Origin of the sequence: Granulicella mallensis MP5ACTX8, assembly GCF_000178955.2 — a bacterium.
GTDB lineage: Bacteria > Acidobacteriota > Terriglobia > Terriglobales > Acidobacteriaceae > Granulicella > Granulicella mallensis.
This window is the reverse complement of the sequence record NC_016631.1, coordinates 5,020,410-5,039,907: the sequence shown is the minus strand read 5'-3', so window position 1 is coordinate 5,039,907 and position 19,498 is coordinate 5,020,410. Positions and strand designations below refer to the sequence as shown.

The 19,498-nt window shown below is 57.8% G+C and carries 12 protein-coding genes; 8 read left to right on the top strand and 4 right to left on the bottom strand.

The window, feature by feature from the left end:
• The first annotated feature begins 76 nt into the window (after positions 1 to 76).
• Positions 77 to 1,216: an alpha/beta hydrolase gene (locus ACIX8_RS19655; RefSeq protein ID WP_014267135.1), complete on the top strand. Its 1,140-nt coding sequence runs from the start codon at positions 77 to 79 to the stop codon at positions 1,214 to 1,216.
• 98 nt (positions 1,217 to 1,314) lie between these two features.
• On the opposite strand, the gene ACIX8_RS24830 is transcribed toward ACIX8_RS19655, so the two are convergent.
• Positions 1,315 to 2,301: an alpha/beta hydrolase gene (locus tag ACIX8_RS24830; RefSeq protein WP_190273705.1), complete on the bottom strand. Its 987-nt coding sequence runs from the start codon at positions 2,299 to 2,301 to the stop codon at positions 1,315 to 1,317.
• 409 nt (positions 2,302 to 2,710) lie between these two features.
• Positions 2,711 to 4,846 (bottom strand): peptidyl-dipeptidase Dcp, encoded by a 2,136-nt coding sequence (dcp, locus tag ACIX8_RS19645; RefSeq protein ID WP_014267133.1) that lies wholly within the window; start codon positions 4,844 to 4,846, stop codon positions 2,711 to 2,713.
• Positions 4,847 to 5,060: 214 nt separating this feature from the next.
• Between dcp and ACIX8_RS19640 the strand changes: the two genes are divergently transcribed.
• Positions 5,061 to 7,766 carry a beta-glucosidase gene (locus tag ACIX8_RS19640; RefSeq protein WP_014267132.1) on the top strand — a complete coding sequence of 902 codons (2,706 nt, stop codon included), beginning with the start codon at positions 5,061 to 5,063 and terminating at the stop codon, positions 7,764 to 7,766.
• Positions 7,767 to 8,117: 351 nt separating this feature from the next.
• Here the strand turns inward: ACIX8_RS19640 and ACIX8_RS19635 are convergent, their stop codons facing one another.
• Both ACIX8_RS19635 and ACIX8_RS19630 read right to left on the bottom strand, forming a co-directional pair.
• Complete coding sequence (locus ACIX8_RS19635; RefSeq protein ID WP_014267131.1) at positions 8,118 to 11,300, bottom strand: efflux RND transporter permease subunit; 3,183 nt, start codon at positions 11,298 to 11,300, stop codon at positions 8,118 to 8,120.
• A 99-nt stretch (positions 11,301 to 11,399) separates the two neighbouring features.
• On the bottom strand, positions 11,400 to 12,509 hold the full coding sequence (locus ACIX8_RS19630) for an efflux RND transporter periplasmic adaptor subunit (RefSeq protein ID WP_014267130.1): 1,110 nt from the start codon (positions 12,507 to 12,509) through the stop codon (positions 11,400 to 11,402).
• A gap of 556 nt (positions 12,510 to 13,065) precedes the next feature.
• On the opposite strand from ACIX8_RS19630, the gene ACIX8_RS19625 reads away from it, so the two are divergent.
• From ACIX8_RS19625 to ACIX8_RS24825, 6 genes are read left to right on the top strand one after another with little or no spacing between them, the layout of a single operon-like run.
• Positions 13,066 to 13,947: an STAS domain-containing protein gene (locus tag ACIX8_RS19625; RefSeq protein ID WP_014267129.1), complete on the top strand. Its 882-nt coding sequence runs from the start codon at positions 13,066 to 13,068 to the stop codon at positions 13,945 to 13,947.
• The gene (locus ACIX8_RS19620; RefSeq protein WP_014267128.1) at positions 13,947 to 14,342 is read left to right on the top strand and encodes an STAS domain-containing protein; all 396 of its coding nucleotides are present in this window, start codon (positions 13,947 to 13,949) and stop codon (positions 14,340 to 14,342) included. Before ACIX8_RS19625 ends, ACIX8_RS19620 begins: the two co-directional genes overlap by 1 nt.
• Positions 14,335 to 14,733 (top strand): anti-sigma regulatory factor, encoded by a 399-nt coding sequence (locus ACIX8_RS19615; protein ID WP_083836728.1) that lies wholly within the window; start codon positions 14,335 to 14,337, stop codon positions 14,731 to 14,733. Before ACIX8_RS19620 ends, ACIX8_RS19615 begins: the two co-directional genes overlap by 8 nt.
• 2 nt (positions 14,734 to 14,735) lie before the next feature.
• The gene (locus ACIX8_RS19610; RefSeq protein WP_150110679.1) at positions 14,736 to 15,743 is read left to right on the top strand and encodes an ATP-binding SpoIIE family protein phosphatase; all 1,008 of its coding nucleotides are present in this window, start codon (positions 14,736 to 14,738) and stop codon (positions 15,741 to 15,743) included.
• Positions 15,744 to 15,746: 3 nt separating this feature from the next.
• The gene (locus ACIX8_RS19605) at positions 15,747 to 17,876 is read left to right on the top strand and encodes an ATP-binding protein (RefSeq protein WP_014267125.1); all 2,130 of its coding nucleotides are present in this window, start codon (positions 15,747 to 15,749) and stop codon (positions 17,874 to 17,876) included.
• The gene (locus tag ACIX8_RS24825; RefSeq protein WP_014267124.1) at positions 17,873 to 19,300 is read left to right on the top strand and encodes an ATP-binding response regulator; all 1,428 of its coding nucleotides are present in this window, start codon (positions 17,873 to 17,875) and stop codon (positions 19,298 to 19,300) included. Before ACIX8_RS19605 ends, ACIX8_RS24825 begins: the two co-directional genes overlap by 4 nt.
• The last annotated feature ends 198 nt before the right edge of the window (positions 19,301 to 19,498 follow it).

Sequence of the window (19,498 nt, the reverse complement as noted above, 5' to 3'; positions counted from 1 at the left end):
CAATCTTGAAATCCGAGCGCAAGATATTCCTTGCGGTTTGAATCAGTCTTGCTTACCGAGATCCAAAGGAGTTACCTTGCTTCGTCTTTTGAGCAGCACGTTCCTGATCAGCATGACGCTGGGCGCAGGCCTGGCGATAGCCCAGACACCGCAGGTTGCAACTCCTCCGGCTCGTCCGACGCCACCCACTCGCGATCCCCATACGCCCGGCTACGTCACGGCTACGGAACTGCCCGATGGCACTCTTCCGCCGGCAGATGCGGATGGAAACTTTATCATCGGCCCGACGCATAACTATGCCTCGGAGATGGCCGAGCAGACAGGCGTGCCGAAGGGAACAGTGTATGAGTTCACGATGAACTCAGCGGATAGCAAGATCTATCCCGGCATAGCGCGTGACGCCAATACCTTCGGCACGGCCGATCCCGCTAACCCCGGCAAGCTCATGGTGACGACCAGCCATCCCGCTCCCTATGTTCGCAAGGTGTCGGTGTATGTTCCCAAACAGTACGTTCCGGGAACGGCCGCTCCGTTCATCGTTGGCGCGGATGGTCCGGACCGGGCCTTGTTTCTGGCATTGGATAATCTGATCGCAGAGCATAAGGTTCCGGCGATGATCGCTATCTCTATCGGCAATGGCGGCGGAGATGCCCAGGGCAGCGAACGCGGCTTGGAGTACGACACCATGTCCGGCCGGTATGCAGAGTTCGTCGAGAAGGAGGTGCTGCCTCTCGTGGAGAAGCAGTACAACGTGAAGCTGACCAAAGACCCCGAGGGCCGGGCGACGATGGGCGGAAGCTCTGGTGGTTCCTGCGCTCTCATCATGGCGTGGTATCACCCCGAGCTGTACCATCGCGTTCTTACCTATTCAGGGACTTATGTGAATCAGCAGTGGCCATATCATCCGGAGACTCCTCATGGTGCGTGGGAGTTTCACGAACACCTGATTGCCAAGACTCCGGTCAAGCCGATTCGTCTCTGGATGGAAGTAGGCGACAGAGACCTTCTCAATCCGAATGCTATGAGAGATGAGATGCACGACTGGGTCGTCGCTAACGAGAAGATGGCGCGGGTGCTGGCGGCGAAGGGCTACCACTACCAGTTTGTCTTCGCCCGCAACGCTGGGCACACGGACCGTGCTGTGAAGCAGCAGACCTTGTCGGAAGCCTTGGAGTATGTGTGGCAGGGCTATTCCGTTGCCGCGACGAAGAAGTAATTTGAAGGGGCCAGTTATGTAGAGGCATTGATATAGCAATGCATGAATGTCGATGGCCAGAGTGCATACTTCAAGTGTGACGAGCGCGTTCTCAGGGATCAATCGGGTCTTGAAGTTCGTGGCAGGTCATTTACAAACCGAGTGATCAGCGAGATGACCTCAGACTCATCCGACAAAAAGATATAGTGTGTGACATTCGGAACCATTACAATCTGCACATTGGGCTGTTTGCGCCATATTGCAATCTGCGCCTCCTTACGACTGGCCTCTTGAGCTTTGTACGCGGCCAGTTTTGCCGGGTCGTGTGTGACTCCGATGTTAAATGCATCAGGAAATGGAATGATCACAAGTGCTCGTGTGTCGAGAACTCTAAATCGTTCCTTTTCGATCTCATTGGCTTTGTTGGGTATCGGATGTCCAATCCGGTTTCCTACCGCACCGGTCGCCGTAATCTGGTACTGCTGTCTTATTTCATCCTCAGGCAGGATACCGCCATAATATCCAGTGAAGTATTTCTGAAATGAGGCGATGCTGGAGCGATCCGCTACTGTCGGTGAAGGGGCTGCTGCACCTTCAACTTCATCACGCAAATCCTGCAGGTTGCGGCGATAACGAGTTTCGTCGGCAAGCGTTTTGGTAATCAGCGCATCGTCAAAGGTGTTGTGGCCAAGCTTGGAGAGATCTTCTTGCAACTCGACCCTGTCCGTGTCGATGTCTCCGTGTTCGGGATTGTAGAGAGCGAACGAACCACCCGCGTCAAGGTAGACCAATGCGGATACACGACCAGGGTGGTATTTCGATACCGCGCTCATTTCCTCGCCAGCGATCGAATGGCCAACCAATACCGGGTCAGTGAGGTGCAAGGCGTCGAGGACGATTACGACATCGTCTCCAAACTGTTTTGCGGTGTATCCGCTCGAAGGGGCAGATGACTGGCCAGATCCGCGCCTCGTGATTCCAAAGACGTGAAACTGCATCGCGAGCTTGGGTGCCAGACTTGCATACACATGGGCGGTGTTTCCGCCTCCGGCAAGCAAGACAACATTGCGTCCTGAACCGCCCCAATCCAGAACTTCAAGTTTCACGTCCTGCGCAACAGCGATAAATTGCTGTCGCGGGTGCGTGTTCGTTCCCTCAGAGGCACTCTGCGAAACGCAGGCGGTTGGCAAAACTAGGCAAAGGCAGAATAACCACCACCTTATGGTGCTCAGTCGTCGCAACCCAATCTTCTGGCTGAAGTTTATGTCGATCACCGCCTCAGGATAATCCCAGACAACGGAAGAAGCGACACTCGTGGGTTTTCAACCTTGAATCGACGGCGCAAAGGGAGTGGGCTTTAGCTCTAGGCCTCTTGCCTGTATTGGCAAACGGCCCAGGGCTAAAGCCCAATTTCTTGCCTAGGTTTATTCCGTAGCCTAAAGGCTACGGCTCCCTCCGTCTCCGTAACGCTGAAGCGTCACGGAATGCGCTTCGCGGAGTTTGTTGTTTTCTCGACTACTGTGCCGAGCTATCTGCGGTCAAACCACGATATTTCAGCATAGGCTTGGCGTTGGGTTCCGCGCCGAGCCAGGTTGAGTACATCTTTTCGAGGTCTTCCGTGTTGCCGCGCGAGAGCACCATGTTGCGGAAGCGATCTCCGTTGGCTCGTGTCAGGCCGCCGTGGTCTTCGAACCACTGGAAGGCGTTGTCGTCGAGCATCTCGCTCCAGAGGTAGGCGTAGTAGCCTGCCGCATATCCGTTGCCCCATATATGCATAAAGTAGCTGGAGCGATAGCGGGTTGGAACGGTTTCTAATGCGAGGTGCGTACGTGCCAGCGCCTCTTGCTCGAACTTGTCGGGCACCTGGATGGGAGCCGTGGGTGATAGCGTGTGCCACTGCATATCGAGTTCAGCGGCCGCGAGGATCTCTGTGAGAGCGTAGCCCTGGTTGAAGGTCGCGGCCTTCTTGATCTTTGCTACTAACTCCGCAGGCATGGGAGCGCCGGTCTGGTAGTGGCGTGCGAAGTGGTTGAAGACCTGAGGGTAGGTTGCCCAGTGTTCATTGAACTGGGAAGGGAACTCCACGAAGTCGCGCGGTACTGACGTTCCGGAGAGGCTGGGATAGGTCGTGTTGGCGAACATGCCGTGCAGGCCATGGCCGAACTCATGGAACATGGTGGTGACGTCGTCAAAGCTGATGAGCGCAGGCTGACCGGGAGCGGGCTTGGCGAAGTTGGCGACGTTGTAGACCACGGGCAGTGTGCCGAGCAGTTTCGACTGGCCGACGAACTCGTCCATCCATGCGCCGCCGTTTTTGTTGTCGCGCTTGAAGTAGTCGCAGTAGAAGAGCGCGAGCGGTTTGCCGTTGACGTCCGAGACCTCGAAGACACGCACATCGGGGTTATAGACGGGGATGTCTTTGCGTTCCTTGAAGGAGATGCCGTAGAGCTCATGCGCAGCGTAGAAGACGCCATCCTGCAGCACGCGGCTTAGTTCGAAGTACGGCTTCACTTGTGCCTGGTCGAGATCGAACTTCGCCTTGCGGACCTGTTCGGAGTAGAGATCCCAGTCCGAGGGCTGAAGTTTGAAGCCGCCCTTTTGGGCGTCGATCAGCGCTTGGATATCCTGGGCCTCGCTCTGAGCCTTGGCGGTTGCGGCGGGGACGAGAGCATCCATGAAGTGGAGTGCAGCCTCGGGGTTCTTGGCCATCTGGTCCTGCAGGTTCCAGGCAGCATAGTTGGAGAAGCCCAGGAGCTGCGCCTTCTGCGCGCGAATCTGTGCGATGCGGGCGATGGTGTCGCGGGTGTCGTTGGCTCCGCCACGCTCGGCCCGTGTCCACGAGTTCTGGAAGAGGGCTTGCCGCGTGCTGCGGTTGGTCAGTTGGGCGAGATCAGGCTGTTGGGTGGTGTTCTGCAGAGGGATAACGAATCCGTTCTGCTTGCGGTCTTTTGCGGCGAGTGCCGCGGCCTCGATCTGGGCGTCGCTTAGTCCAGCGAGTGCGGCCTTGTCGGTGGTGCTGTAGGCGGCGTCCTTGGTGGCCGCGAGCAGCTTGGTGATGAAGGCGTTCGAAAGGATCGACTCCTCTTCATTCAGCTTCTTCAACTTCGTCTTGTCGGCCTCGGAGAGGTTGGCTCCGGCTTTGACGAACTGCCGGTAGTCGAACTCCAGCAGGCGCAGTTGCTCGGGCTCCAGCTTGAGGGCATCGCGCTTTTCGTAGAGAGTTGAGATGCGGGCGAAGAGTTTGCTGTCGAGATTGATGGCGTCCTGATGGGCGGCCAGCTTGGGCGCTTCGATCTCCTGCACCTTCTGGATATCGGGGTTGGTGTTCGCACCGGCGACTCCGCCGAAGACTCCCATGACGCGGGCCAGCAGCTGCCCGGACCGCTCCATCGCGATGATGGTGTTCTCAAAGGTCGGCGCGGCGGGATCGTTGGCGATGGCATTCATCTCCACGCGCTGCTGGGCCATGCCGGCCTCGATCGCCGGCTGATAGTCGCTATCGTGGATCTTGTCGAAGGGCGGCGCCTGGAAGGGCAGGGTGCTGGGCGCGTAGAAGGGGTTCGACGGCCCGAAGGCAGCAGGCTGCTGTGCGGCTGCGCTGTTGCCGAGGGCGAGTGTGCCCGCTGCGAGAATGAGTCCGGTTTGTGCCAAGGCACGAGTCCTCCTGAAAACCTGCATGGTTGCCATATTGTCTTTTGCTCCTGAGGGAATGCGGGGTGCATGTCTCCTGTCTCAGGAAGGATACTTCATCGCAAATACCAAGGTATCGATCCTGCGGGGAAGGTCACTGCCAAACCCTGGGCAGGAGATATGAGTAAGATGGACAGCGCATTCGGTTCCCAATAACAACAGACAGGAATAAAGAATGATCGCGAAGAGATTTGAAAAGATCGGGCTGTTTATTTCTCTCTGTTTTATGGTCGTGGTTCCAATCGCGTCGTATGCGCAGGCTGTCCCGACGGAGAGGGCGGATGAGGCCCGTGTCGATCGCCTGTTGCACCAGATGACCCTGGAAGAGAAGATGAACCTGATTCGAGGTGGCGTGGAGCCCGAGGCGGAATATCAGGGACAGGCCGGCTATCTGCCTGGGGTGCCCCGTCTGCACGTACCTTCTCTTCGCTTTGCTGACGGACCGCCGGGCCTTCTGACCCGTATTCCAGCGCAGGCCGAGACCGCGACCATGGGTGTCGCCGCTACGTTCAGCCTTCGCGATGCGGAGCAGAATGGCATGGTGATGGGGCGTGAGGCGAGATCGCTCGGCATCGATGTCGTGCTGCAGCCGTTCATCAATATCGATCGCGATCTTACCTTCGCACGGGGCTACAACACCTTTGGAGAAGACCCGGTGCTGACCGGGAAGATGGGTGCTGCGGAGATTCGGGGAGCGCAGTCCCAGGGGGTGATGGCGCAGGCCAAGCACTACGTTGGCTACGATACGGACTCCTACAACGTCTTCATCGATCCGCAGACACTTCACGAGGTCTATGTCGCGCCCTTTGAAGAGGCTGTGCGTGCGGGTGTCTCTTCCATCATGTGTTCCTACAACAGGCTCAATGGGCCGTTCGCCTGCGGCAACGACAACACGCTCAAGACGATTCTCCGCGATCAGATCGGCTTCCGGGGCTTTGTCACGTCTGACTGGGGCGCTGTGCACAGCGTGCAGTTCATCAATCGTGGGCTTGACATGGAGATGCCTGGAGAGGTTCCGGCCGACAGCCCTTTTGCTGCATTCATGCACACCTTTTTCCGGACAGCGACTCCAGCGGGCGGTGCGCCCCGCGAGCTGAACGCGGATGATCTGGCCGGCATACTGGGCGGTTCGATTCCGGAAGAGCCACGCAAACAGGGGCTGGACCTTGGAGCCTTTCCGCGCGACGCGGACCCGAAGACCATGAAGGAGTCTCTTCAGGACGGCTCCATTACAGAGGCCACGATTACACAGGCGGCACGGCGCGTGCTCTACGAGATGGACCGCTTCGGCTACCTTGATGGCAAGCAGAAACATATCGTCACCCCGCAGGACATCGAGGCAAACGCCGCAGTTATTGAGAAGACCGCAGAGGATGCCGCGGTCCTCTTGAAGAACGACGACCATGTACTTCCTCTCAAGGCGGAGGATCTTGCTGACCTCGTGCTGATTGGCCCAACCGCTGGGCAGGTCGCTGCCATCGGCACCTTTGGCGAGCGCTCTCCAGGTCTTACGGAGCGTCAGGTCGGCCCACTTGCCGCTCTCCGAAAGCTCGCACCCAACGCGAAGATCGTTTACGCGGTGGATGACGACATGACAGGCACGCCCATTCCTGCCGGGCTGTTGTCGCATGATGGTCAGCGGGGCTTGCTGCGCGCGGAGAGCAACGGTAAGAAGAGTGTCGATCCGGTTCTCGACTTTACGCAGACGAATCACAGCGCCCTCCCTCCGAACAGCGCAATCACCTGGAAAGGAGAGCTCTCCGTGCCGGCCGATGGAGAATACTGGCTCTACCTGCAGGCCATCGGTACGCGTGGCCGCATCTGGGTCGATGGCAAGGAACTTGGTCGCACCGGGGCAACCAAGGGCACTGTCCACGGCGACATCCAGCATGCTTCACAGGACAATGGGCTCCCGACAACAGATGGGTTGGATAATGTCCGCCGTGCGATCCAGCTAACACGTGGTGCTCATGCACTCTCCGTTGAGATCTCAAGCGATACCTCGGGTGCTCCGGCACAGATCAGGCTCAACTGGATGACGCCTGAGATGCGGACGGCTAATCATGCGGCAGCGCTGGCAGCGGCCAAGTCTGCAAGGACTGCGGTTGTATTTCTCTGGACGCGCGACAAACCGAGCTTCGAGCTGCCGGGTGAGCAAAACCGTCTGGTTGAAGAGGTTGCTGCAGTCAATCCGAACACGATCGTCGTGCTCAACACCAGTCAGGCTATCGACATGCCCTGGCTGCCGAAGGTGAAGGCGGTGCTCGAGATGTGGTGGCCGGGCGACGAAGGGGGATGGGCTACCGCGAAGACCCTGTTGGGCCAGAACAATCCCGCAGGACGGCTGCCGTTCACCTGGGCAAAGCAACTGACGGACTATCCCGCGACCGATCCGGCACATCCCGAGCGCTCTGCGAAAGGAGTCGACGGAAAGACTACTTTCTCAGAAGGTGTACTGGTCGGCTATCGCTGGTTTGACGAGCGTAAGATCGATCCGCTCTTCGCCTTTGGCGAGGGACTTTCTTACACGCACTTCGAGTATTCGGATATGAAGGCAACGAAGTCTCCGGATGGCGGTGCCACGGTCTCCATCCGCATTAAAAATGCGGGAAGAGTTGTGGGTGATGAAGTACCTCAGGTCTATCTGGAAGCGCCTAAGGATCGGCCTGCGGGGGTTCAGTTTGCTGAGCGGAAGCTGGTGGCCTTCGATCGTCTGACGCTAGAACCAAATGAGAGCAAAGAAGTCACACTGCGGATTCAGCCACGTCAGTTCCAGTATTGGTCGACGTCAACCAATGCGTGGGTTCTGCCAGCGGGGAGCCGTACGTTGAAGATAGGCTCGTCGTCGCGTGACCTGAAGTTAGAGGCGACGATCCATTGATCGTCGCCTCTGGCTGCTCTTTATAAGACAGTCCCAGCAATGGTGTGAGCCTAGTGTTTTTGCACTTGCTTTTCTTGTTGTTATTCCGAGCAAGCGAACCTGCTGTCTCCCGCTCTTTACTCGTGCTACCACAGATGTTATGCGGTGGCTCAAATCACGCTCCAGTTCTAGCTCGCATGTTTTCTGGGTGGTACGAACGAAGAACGGGAGACAACAGGTTCGCTCGCTGCGCTCGGAATGACAACAAGAAAAGCAAAAGCAAAAAAGACGAGAGCAGCGGCAATTGCCGTTGCTCTCGTCTTTCTGCTTTCTAGGTTATTTCGAGCAGTGCTCTAACTTGTTGCGTGATAGTTATGCTTCGACAACCTTTTTGCTGGGCTTGCTGAAGCGTTCGAGGAACGACTTCAGCAGCACGTACAGAACCGGGATGAAGAAGAGGTTCAGCACGGTGGAGAGAATCATGCCGCCGACGATGGCTGTACCGACCGAGTGACGTCCCAGCTTGCCTGCGCCGGTTGCGAACACCAGCGGCAGAACGCCGAGGATGAAGGCCGAGCTCGTCATGAGAATCGGGCGTAGGCGAAGCTCGCCGGCTTGAATCGCGGCCTCCGCGATGCTGAGGCCCCTCTCGCGAATCTGCTCGGCGAACTCGACGATAAGAATCGAGTTCTTAGCTGAGAGGCCGATCAGCATGACAAGACCGATCTGCACGTAGACGTCGTCCACAAGTCCCCTCCAGGCGACGAAGGACAGCGCTCCGAGCACGGCCATCGGCACCGCAAGAAGGATGATGAACGGAAGCGCGAAGCTCTCATACTGTGCCGAGAGTGCGAGATAGACCACCAACAGACCCAGGGCAAAGATGACGATTGCCTTGCCGCTGGACTCGATCTCTTCGAGCGCGAGTCCGGACCACTCGAAGCTCATGCCCTGCAGCATGTTCTTCTTTGCGACAGCTTCCATGGCAGCGAGACCTTCGGAAGAGGACTTGCCCGGAGCGGCAGAGCCGAGGATCTCAGCCGAGCGGAAGAGGTTGTAGTGGCTGATGGTCTGCGGGCCGGAGCTTTCATCGATGGTGACCAGATCGTCGAGCGGCACCATCTGTCCGGAGTTGGTGCGGACGTAGAACTGGCGGATATCTTTCGACGTGCGGCGGAACGGAGCGTCGGCCTGCACATACACGCGGTAGGAGCGGTTGTTGAACTCGAAGTCGTTGACATACTCCGATCCCATGTAGACGCTGAGCGCATCGCTGATCTGCGAGAAGGGGACGCCGATGGTCTTGGCCTTTTCGCGGTCAATATTGACGAGCAGTTGCGGGTCATTGGAGGTGAAGCTCGTGAACATCCCGGTGAGGCCGGACTTCGGATCGTTCCCCGCGGCGGCGATTTGGTGCGCGATGCGATCGATATCCTGCAAGGTGTTGCGGCCCAGGTCCTGCAGTTCGAATTGGAAGCCTCCGAAGTTGCCGAGACCCTGAATCGCGGGCGGTGGGAAGGCTACGACGATGCCGCCGGGAATACCTAAGAGTTTTGGAGACACGCGCTCGATGATGTCCGTGTCGGCGTGGCCCTTAGCGAGACGCTGATCCTGCGGCTGCAACGGAACGAAGATCAGGCCCTGGTTCGGTGAGGTGCCGCTGAATCCAAAGCCCATAACGGAGAAGGTGCCGAGGATATCTTTGTCCTGTGCGAGGATGGCCTGCGCCTGATCCGCCAGATGGGTTGTATAGCTGAGCGAGGCACCCTGCGGAGCAAGCACCTGCAGAATGAAGTAGCCCTGGTCTTCTCCAGGGACGAAGGCCGTGGGCACATGCTGATACATGTAGCCCGTAGCGGCAAGGCCGGCGACGAAGAGCAGCATCATGACCCAGCGGATGCGCAGGATAAAGTGAATCGCCCGGCCATACGCGGAGGATAGGGTCGTGAGCGAGTTATCGACGAGATGAACGAAGCCGCGATAGGCACGCTTGAGGAACTCGATGTGTGTCCAGTCCAGCAACTTGTACTTATCTTCTTCGCCGCGTAGAAAGAGCGCGGCGAGTGCGGGCGAAAGCGTCAATGCGTTGAACGCCGAGATCGCAATAGCGAACGCAATCGTCAGCGAGAACTGCTTGTACAGAATGCCCGTGGTGCCAGGGAAGAAGCTGACCGGCACGAACACGCTGATGAGCACGAGCGAGGTTGCGATGACGGCGCTGGTGACCTCAGCCATAGCCACAGAAGTGGCTTTGTGCGGATCGTGGTCCGGATTATTGGGGTCCGCTTCGGAGAGATGGCGCTGCACGTTTTCGATGACGACGATCGCGTCATCGACGACCAGGCCCGTGGCGAGTGTGATGCCGAAGAGCGTAAGCGAGTTAATAGAGAAGCCGAAGATCTTAATGAAGGCAAAGGTTCCGATCAGCGAGACGGGGATCGTAATGGCCGGAATAATCGTCGCGCGCCAGTCGAGCAGGAACAGGAAGATGACGGCGATGACGATGACGATCGCTTCCGCGAGGGTGATGACGACCTCGTGGATGGAGTCGCCGATGACGGTTGTGGTGTCGAACGCAACCGTGTAGTGCAGGCCGGGAGGGAAACTCTTGGAGAGCTCGAGCAGCGCTGCCTTGCCCTTGCGGTCGACGTCGAGTGCGTTGGCGGTCGATAGCTGCTGCACACCAATGCCGACGGCGGTAGCGCCGGAGAAGTTGAGGTTCGTGCCGTAGTCTTCGGCACCGAGCTCGGCACGGCCCACATCGCGAAGCTGGATGATGCCGGTGGGGCCATTCTTGAGGACGATGTTGTTGAACTGCTCCGGTGTGGTGAGGCGGCCGACGGCGCGCACCGAGTATTGGAAGTCCTGCGGCGGGGACATGGGCTGCTGGCCTACGTTACCCGCGGCGATCTCGACGTTTTGCTCCTGGAGGGCACTGATGACGTCGGTCGCTGTGAGTTGACGCGCGGCCAGTTTCGTGGGGTCCAGCCAGAGACGCATCGCATATTTACGAACACCGAAGATCTGCGCGGCGCCCACGCCGGAGATGCGCTCCAGGGGGTCCTTGACGTACAGGTCGATGTAGTTGGAGATGAAATCCTGCGAGTAGCGATTGTTGTCGGAGTAGAAGCCCGCTGCGAAGACGAAGTTGGGGTTCGATTTGGTGATGGTGACGCCGGTGTTCTTGACGGCCTGCGGAAGCAAGCCCTGCGCGCTGGATACACGATTTTGTACGTCGACGGCGGCGATGTTGATGTCGTAACCGGTCTGGAACGTAATCGTGATGGTGCTGCTGCCATCGTTGCTGCTCGAAGACGTGATGTAGCGCATGCCCTCCACGCCGTTGATGGACTCTTCAAGCGGCGTCGTGACGTCGTGCTCGACGGTCTGAGAGTTAGCGCCGATGTAGACGCTGCTTACCGTGACCTGTGGCGGTGCGAGATCAGGGTAGAGCGAGATCGGGAGACCGGGGATGACGACAGCTCCAGCGAGCACGATGAGCAGGGCGCAGACGGAGGCGAAGACCGGGCGGCGAATGAAAAAGTCTACGAACAAGGGAGCTTACCTCGGAGGTATTCAAAAGAGCTAAAAGCAGGCCCTGCCCCTTCGGCTACGCTCAGGGGCAGGAGGTCGGTTCATACAGTGGAGTCGCGGTTAGCCGAGAGGCTTGACCGGCATGCCTTCCTGAAGAAACTGCAGGCCGGAGAGGATGACCTTGTCCCCGGTGTGAAGTCCGGTAAGGACCGGATAGTTGTTGCCCAGTGTGTCGCCAACCGTAACGGCCACCAGATGAGCGGTATAACCATTGGTGCCTGGTGTCGCGACGTAGACAAAGGTCTGTCCGCCGATACGGGTGACTGCAAGTACAGGAACGACAGGCGTGGGGTTGCTCGACCAGGTAATGTGCGCCCTTACCAGTTGCTGCGTGCGCAGCCTCTTCGCGCCGGTGGCCGCGGGTATCTCAGCCTTGGCGAGAATGGTTTGCGTGCCGTTGTCTACCTGCGGGGAGAGGAAGCTGATGGTGGATTTGGTAAGGCTGTTGCCGCTGTTGTCCTGCAGATCGACCGGCAAGCCCAGCTTTACCTGTGCGGCGCGTTCGGTAGGAATATAGATGTAGGCTTCGAGGCCGGCGTTCTCATCGACCGTAGTCAACACGGTCGTGGGGGAGACGTAGTCGCCCTGGTGGACGGGGATGTCGCCGATGATGCCTGCGAAGGGGGCGCGGATCTGGTAATAGGCGAGCTGTTGCTGCTGGGTCAGTGTGCCCTGCACGGCTGCGTTGTAGTCACCGGTGGAGTTGCCGAGTGCCTGCACGGCCTGATCGTAGGCATCGCGGGAGATAACGCCTGCCTCAAAGAGCTGCTTCTGGCGGTTCTCTTCGATCTTGTTGTAGTCGACGACGGCCTTCTTCTGGAACTCGGTGCCTCGCTGCTGCTCGACGGTGGCCTGCTGCTTGAGCGGGTCGATGGTCATGAGCAGTTGGCCGGCCTTGACGGAGTCGCCGGATTTGACCAGGATACGCGTAATGTTGCCATCGATCTGTGGCTGCATGGTGGCCGAGTGGCGGCTCTTGATCGTGGAGACATAGGTGTCGCCTGCCGGCACGGGTGACATGGAGACAGCCGCTACCTGGACGGGCATGGCCTGGGGGCCGCCGGCTGCCTGGGGAGGCGGTGCCTGCTTGCAGCCTGCAAGTGCAATCACAAACGAAGACGCAAACAGCAGTTGAACGGATATAGTGCGGCGAAAAGGCGAACGTTTCATCAGTGCGGAAACTCCTGAAGAGATGCTGTTATCGAGTGTCTCAGTTTCTGGTTATCTATTGAATGGATGATTTAAGAAATTCAAGGGTGCTAATTCTTTCGCGCCGGGTCCTGTAGTGACCGGTCCAGGGGACAAATTCTGCTCAAACCTGTGGCGTGCTCACGGTTCAGATCGGCGGAGATGGGCAGAATGATTTGCGGACATGATAATACAACGGTATTCGTAGCGGAAATAGGGGATGGCAAGATGTTTCTGCGCATATTGCCTCGATTTTCAGCAACGCCGCTTCGGTCGGACCCGCTCAAGTGAAGACGTGCAAAAGCCGGCGAGGCGGCCTGCCAACGCGGGCAGGATACCCATCCTACGCTATGTGCGATACCCGACTGAGAAAAGCCGCCCCTGTGAAGTAGGATCGTTTGGCGCTCACCGAAAAGCGCGAACTTTATGCTGTTTCTGCGCAGATTTATCCTCGGCAGAATTCCCTGTAAAATCAGACCGTTAAACTGAGCGCGTCCGTGAGTTTATGAAGACGACGCAAGTGCTCTGGAGTGTGAAAATGGCGAACATATTGGATGCAATCCGGAAGAATCAGGACGGTCTTCTGGAAGAGTGGGTGCAGGGAATCAAGAGTGGCGTTCGCAGACGCGATCTGATCGATGACCGTGAACTGAAGGCGCAGTCGGCAGAGGTTCTCGCGGCGATCTGCGATGTCTCCGCCGATACCACCCTGGATAACCTCAACGCGCCGGCCTGGCAGCCGTTGAAGGATCTTCTGGCCGGCTTGTCCGCCTCGCGCGCTGTGCAGGGTTTTACGCCCTCCGAGACGGCGATGTTCGTACTGTCCTCGAAATCGCCTCTTTTCAACCTTATTCAGCGCCAGGCCGGCAACGACGCCAAGCAGCTTTTTGCGGATGTCGCTATTGTTGGCGATTTTGTGGACAAGCTGGCGTTGCATACAACGGACAGCTTTATCCACGGTCGCGATCAGGTCATCATGCGGCAGCAGGAGGAGATGCTCGAGCTCTCGACGCCGGTTGTGACCCTGTGGGACGGCATCGTTGCGTTGCCGCTGATTGGAACGCTTGACAGCGCGCGCACCCAGGTAGTGATGGAGTCGCTGCTGCAGGCCATTGTGAAGACGAACTCGCGCTTCGCCATCATCGACATCACCGGCGTTCCTACGGTTGACACGCTGGTTGCACAGCACCTCTTGAAGACGATCACCGCGGCAAGGCTCATGGGTGCGGAGTGCATTCTGAGCGGTATTCGGCCTCAGATTGCACAGACCATTGTTCACCTGGGGATCAACCTGGAGGACGTGATTACCAAGGCAAAGCTCTCCGATGCCTTCCGCCTGGCTTTGGAACGCAGCGGCCGAACGGTAACGCGTCTTGAGAAGTCCAAAGGTTCAGCGCTTGCGAGATACGGAGAGCAGTAATGGAAAGAATTCCGATCTTACGGATGGGGAACTTCCTGCTGGTCACCATCCAGGTAGATATGCATGACAAGCTGGCGCTCACGCTCCAGGACGATCTGACGTCGAAGATTGCCGACGTTGGGGCGAAGGGCGTATTGATCGATATCTCCTCGCTTGAGATTGTGGACTCCTTCATCGGCCGCACGCTGGCCAATATTGCTTCGATGGCGAGGGTTCTGGATGCGCAGACGGTGGTCGTCGGTATGCAGCCGGCAGTGGCCATTACGCTGGTGGAACTGGGGATGTCTTTGCCGGGGATCAGAACTGCCCTGAACGTCGAGTCGGGTATGCAGTACCTGCACGAGACGGTTACGAGCGATCGCGACAGCGAGGAATATGACGGGGACAGTGACTAAGACTGAGACACTACCCATCAAAGACTCTTCCGATGTGGTGTTTGTGAGGCAACGGGTCCGGGTTTGGGCAACAGAGATGAAGTTGAGCCTGGTCGACCAGACGAAGCTGGTTACGGCCGCAAGCGAGCTCGGCCGCAATACGCTTGAACATGGCGGAGGCGGAGAACTCGAAATCTCCGAGGTGGTGAACGGTCTGCGGAAGGGCATCAAGCTGACGTTCTCCGATAAAGGGCCCGGCATCCCGGACATCAAACTTGCGCTGACGGACGGATACACTTCCAGACAGGGCATGGGATTGGGCCTTGGAGGCAGCAAGCGGCTGATGAACGAATTCGAGATCCAGAGCGCTCCAGGGGAAGGCACGACGGTCACCGTCATCCGATGGAAGTAACCTTGCCGGGAAGCGTGGTGGTTCCGATTACCGCGGCGGATGCCAGCCAGACCGGGCACGCACGCCGCAGGGCCCTTGCGCTTGCGAACGCGATCGGATTCAGCGAACTTCGCCAGGGACAGCTCGGTATTATCGTTACGGAGGCTGCGGGAAATATCGCAGCGCACGCCGGACGTGGCGAGCTTGTTCTTTGCCCGTGGCAGTTCGAGAATGTCGCGGGCATGGATGTGCTCGCTATCGACAGCGGAACCGGCATTGCAGACGTGGGCCGATCCCTTGAAGATGGTTTCTCGACGGCAGGTACGCTCGGCCAGGGTCTTGGCGCCATCTCGCGGCTTGCGACCGCTTTTCAGATCTATTCCGTGCCGGGCCATGGAACCGTCCTGTTTGCCCGTATTGCGAACGAATCTCAGTCTGCGGCCAGGATTGCCGCGGACTATGCACTCGGCGTTGTTTGCCTGCCGATTACAGGAGAAACAGCCTGTGGTGACGCATGGGACGCCGCGCATACGCCGGGGCGGAGTATCTATATTGTGGCCGATGGGCTCGGCCATGGTCCTGCGGCTGCGGAGGCCTCACAGGAGGCGATTCGTATCTTCCGGGAGACGTCGCACCTGACGCCGGAGCGAATCCTTGCCGATGCCCATGGAGCCCTCGCTAAGACACGCGGAGCTGCTGTATCGATAGCGGAAGTTCTTTACGACAAGGGGATCGTGAACTATGCAGGCGTCGGTAATGTTGCCGGGTCGATCTATAGTGGCGGACAGTCCCGGAGCATGGTGTCGATGAACGGAACTCTGGGGCACTCCATAGGTCGCATTCAGTCTTTTTCCTACCCCTGGGAAAAGAACTCTGCCCTCCTCCTGCACTCGGACGGAATCGCAACTCGCTGGAGTATGGAACAATATCCCGGATTAGCATCTCGTCATCCAGCGCTTATCGCGGGAGTTCTTTATCGCGACTATTGCCGTAAGCGTGATGATGCCACCATACTAATCTCACGCATTTAGGCCATGGACGAGACATTTAAATTTCCGCTTCTGACCATTCCACTGCGGCATGACCGTCACGTCGTCCAGGCTCGTCAGCGAGCGCGCGATGTAGCAGCTCTGCTTGGTTTCGAGCACCAGGATCAGATACGCCTGGCGACGGCTGCCTCGGAGCTGGCACGTAACGCCTTCCGCTATGCGGAAAGCGGAGCCGTGGACTTTTCGGTCACCAACGCCGACCCACAAGTCTTCGTTATCTCGGTGACGGATAAAGGCGCAGGCATTCCCAACCTGACTGAGATTCTCGACGGCCGGTATGTGTCGAAGACGGGACTGGGTATGGGGCTCATCGGGACGAAGCGCCTCATGGACCATTTCCATATCGCTTCGGATTCTACAGGCACTCGCGTGGAGTGCGGCAAAGCTCTGCCTGCAACGGCTCCGGCGGTCAATGCCGCCAGTATCAAGGCCATTTCTGCGAAGCTTGCCGGAGGGAGTGCCGCCGATCCCTTCGATGAAATCGAGCGGCAGAACCAGGAGCTGCTGAAGACACTGGCGGAGCTCAAAGAGAAGCAGGACCAGCTTGCGGATTTGAACCAGGAGCTGGAAGACACCAATCGCGGGGTGGTGGCTCTCTACGCCGAGCTGGAGCAGCACGCAGATGACCTGCGCAAGGTCTCGGATCTCAAGACGAGTTTTCTCTCCAACCTTTCGCATGAGTTCCGGACTCCGCTGAACTCCATCTCATCCTTGAGCCGGTTGCTCCTGGGGCGTACCGATGGAGAGCTCTCCGAGGAGCAGGAGAAGCAGGTTACGTACATTCAGCACTCGGCCTCCGAGCTTTCAGAGCTGGTGAACGACCTTCTCGATCTGGCGAAGGTCGAAGCCGGAAAGATCGATGTGAAGCCGAGACACTTTGAGGTCAACGACTTCTTTGGTGCACTGCGCGGCATGCTGAAGCCATTGCTTGCGGGGAACAGCCTTGAACTGATCTTCGACGCGGCAGCCGATCTTCCAACCTTGTATACCGATGAGGGGAAAGTCTCACAGATTCTGCGCAACCTGATCGCCAATGCGCTGAAGTTTACCCGCAAGGGGCACATTCGCGTGACCGCGGAGATCGAAGACGGGGGATGGGTCGCCTTCCGCGTGGCCGATACCGGCATCGGCATTCTGCCCGAAGATCAGGAACGAATCTTTGAGGAGTTCACCCAGATCGAAGGCGAGATGCAGAGCCAGGTCAAAGGGACGGGGCTTGGGCTTCCTCTATCGAGGCGTCTCGCGGAGCTGCTGGGTGGCAGCCTGAATGTCGAGAGCGAATCCGGTCAGGGATCGACCTTTACGGCAAGAATACCGGCGCACTTTGGAAAGACTGAGATTGAGCCGCTGGCTCCTCTACTAAACCAGGAGGCGACCGGAGCTCCGATCCTGTTTATCGAGGATAACCGGGAGACAAGCTTTGTCCATCAGTCTTCACTGAAGAACAGCAACTACCGTACAGTCTTTGTCGCAAATATTCCCGAGTCGCGCGCGGCGATGAAGCAGATGAGCCCTTCGCTGGTCGTGCTGGACAGGTTGATCGACCAGAAAGACTGCCTCTATTACATCGAGGAGCTTCGGTCGCAAGGATACTCGGGACCTATTCTGGTCGTCAGCGTGGTGGACGATGCGAAATCGGCGATTGAGGCGGGCGCGGACGCCTTTCTTGCAAAACCGGTGCCCCCGTTTAGCTTGTTAAATGTGGTCCGGGAGTTGATTGAGGGGGCGCCGTCCAAGACCATTCTGCTGGTCGACGATGATGAAGTGACTCGCTACCTGGTGGGTGGTGCGCTCGCAAAGGTTGGCTATCGAATCCTCGAGGCCCACGGGGGCCGCGAAGCTCTTCGGTTAATCAAAGACGAAGTTCCCGACGCGGTCGTCCTCGATATCGCCATGCCGGATATGAACGGCTTCGAAGTATTGCGGGAGATACGAAAGAGTCTGGCATCCAAGGCGATTCCGGTCATCGTACATTCTTCGAGGGAACTCTCGAACCAGGATCGCAAATTACTTTTGGATTCGTTTACCTTCTTCTACCCCAAGCAGGCATTCAGCGGCGAAGGGGGCCCAAGAGGTCTACTCCAGGTGCTTGAATCAACGGGGATCGGTTTGTGAGTACAGGCAAAGATATCGTCTTAGTCGTAGATGACCGGCCCGCGAATCGCTATACGATTGTGCACGCACTGAAGCGCGCGGGCTTCGAGACGATGGAGGCCGACACCGGAAAAGAAGCGCTCGATCTGGCGAAACAGGTTCCGGCCGTGATTCTTTTGGATGTGAAGCTACCCGACATTCTCGGCTATGAGGTTTGCCGAAGACTCAAGTCGAATCCTCGCACCAGCCATATTCCCGTGCTGCAGTTGTCGGCCGCGTTCCTGGACAACGAGAGCAGGGTCTATGCGCTCGAGAGTGGCGCGGATGCTTACCTGACTCAACCGGTAGAGCCGAATGTCCTGATTGCGACGGTCAAGTCTCTGATCAAAGTTCATGAGGCTGAGTCGCTGGCGAAGCTCTCTGCTAAACAGTGGCAGGCCACCTTCGATGCGTTGAGTGAAGGCGTAGCAGTCCTCGATGAAGCCGGCACGATCCAGCGCTGCAACCGCGCGATGTCAGATCTTCTGGAGCGTACGTACTCCGAGATCGAAGGCCGCATCCTGAGCGAACTGATGCAGGAGTGTTTTGGTATTCAGGTCTCCGAACTCGGATCGTCGCAGCTTCAGGAGGCCAGTTCCGGCGCGCGATACTTTCAAACACGCCTTGAACCGGTGTTTCTCGACGGCATGCAAAGCGGCAGTATTTTCGTGCTGGCCGATATCAGCCAGCAGAAGCTCGCGGAGCACGCTGCACTTCAGAACGAACGGCTGGCTGCAACAGGACGCATGGCGCATACGATTGCGCATGAGATTAACAATCCGCTGGAAGCGATTACGAATCTTCTCTTTCTTCTGAAAAGCGCCACCCCCGGATCGAAAGAGGCCGTTAGCTATCTTGCCTCAGCCGAAGACGAGTTGGTTCGCGTCTCGCGCATTGCCCGGCAGATACTGTCGTTTCATCGAGAGTCGGATAAGCCGATTGAATTGAATCTGCCCGAACTGATCGACAATGCACTGGCGCTGAATAATCGTTCGATCAAAGAAAAGAACCTGGAAGTAAGCCGGGAGTGGGATGCCGGGATTACCGTCCGCGGTTTTCCCGCCCAGATGCGGCAGGTCTTTTCGAACCTCCTGCGGAATGCGATAGAGGCCTCTTTTGATGGCGGCAGGATTCGGATCAAGATCTCTTATTGCACGATCTATCACTCGGGGCCGCAGCGCGCAGCTCGCATTACGGTAGCCGATTGCGGAGTCGGAATTCCGGAGCGAAACCGCGAGAAGATCTTCAATGCTTTCTTTACGACCAAAGAACTCAAAGGTACAGGCATCGGTCTCTGGCTAAGCTCTTCGATCATTCAGGAGCATCGCGGTCGTATCCAAGTCCGAAGCCGCATGCAGCCTGGGCACTCAGGCACCTGTATCTCCATTCTTCTTCCAACAGAATAGTCGGGGAGGAAGCTCCCAACGGCACAAGGCTCTCCGGCAGGAGGGCTTTTGTTTTGGGGTAAATTCCGCTCTGCCAGCGGCTGATCATCATGCCTCCTTTATGACTTTTATATGAACTTTTTCCACTCTCGTTATGCGCCGTGGATGTGTAATCACATCTGTTCGTTGGATCGGTAGAACCGGCCCGTATCCAGGTGA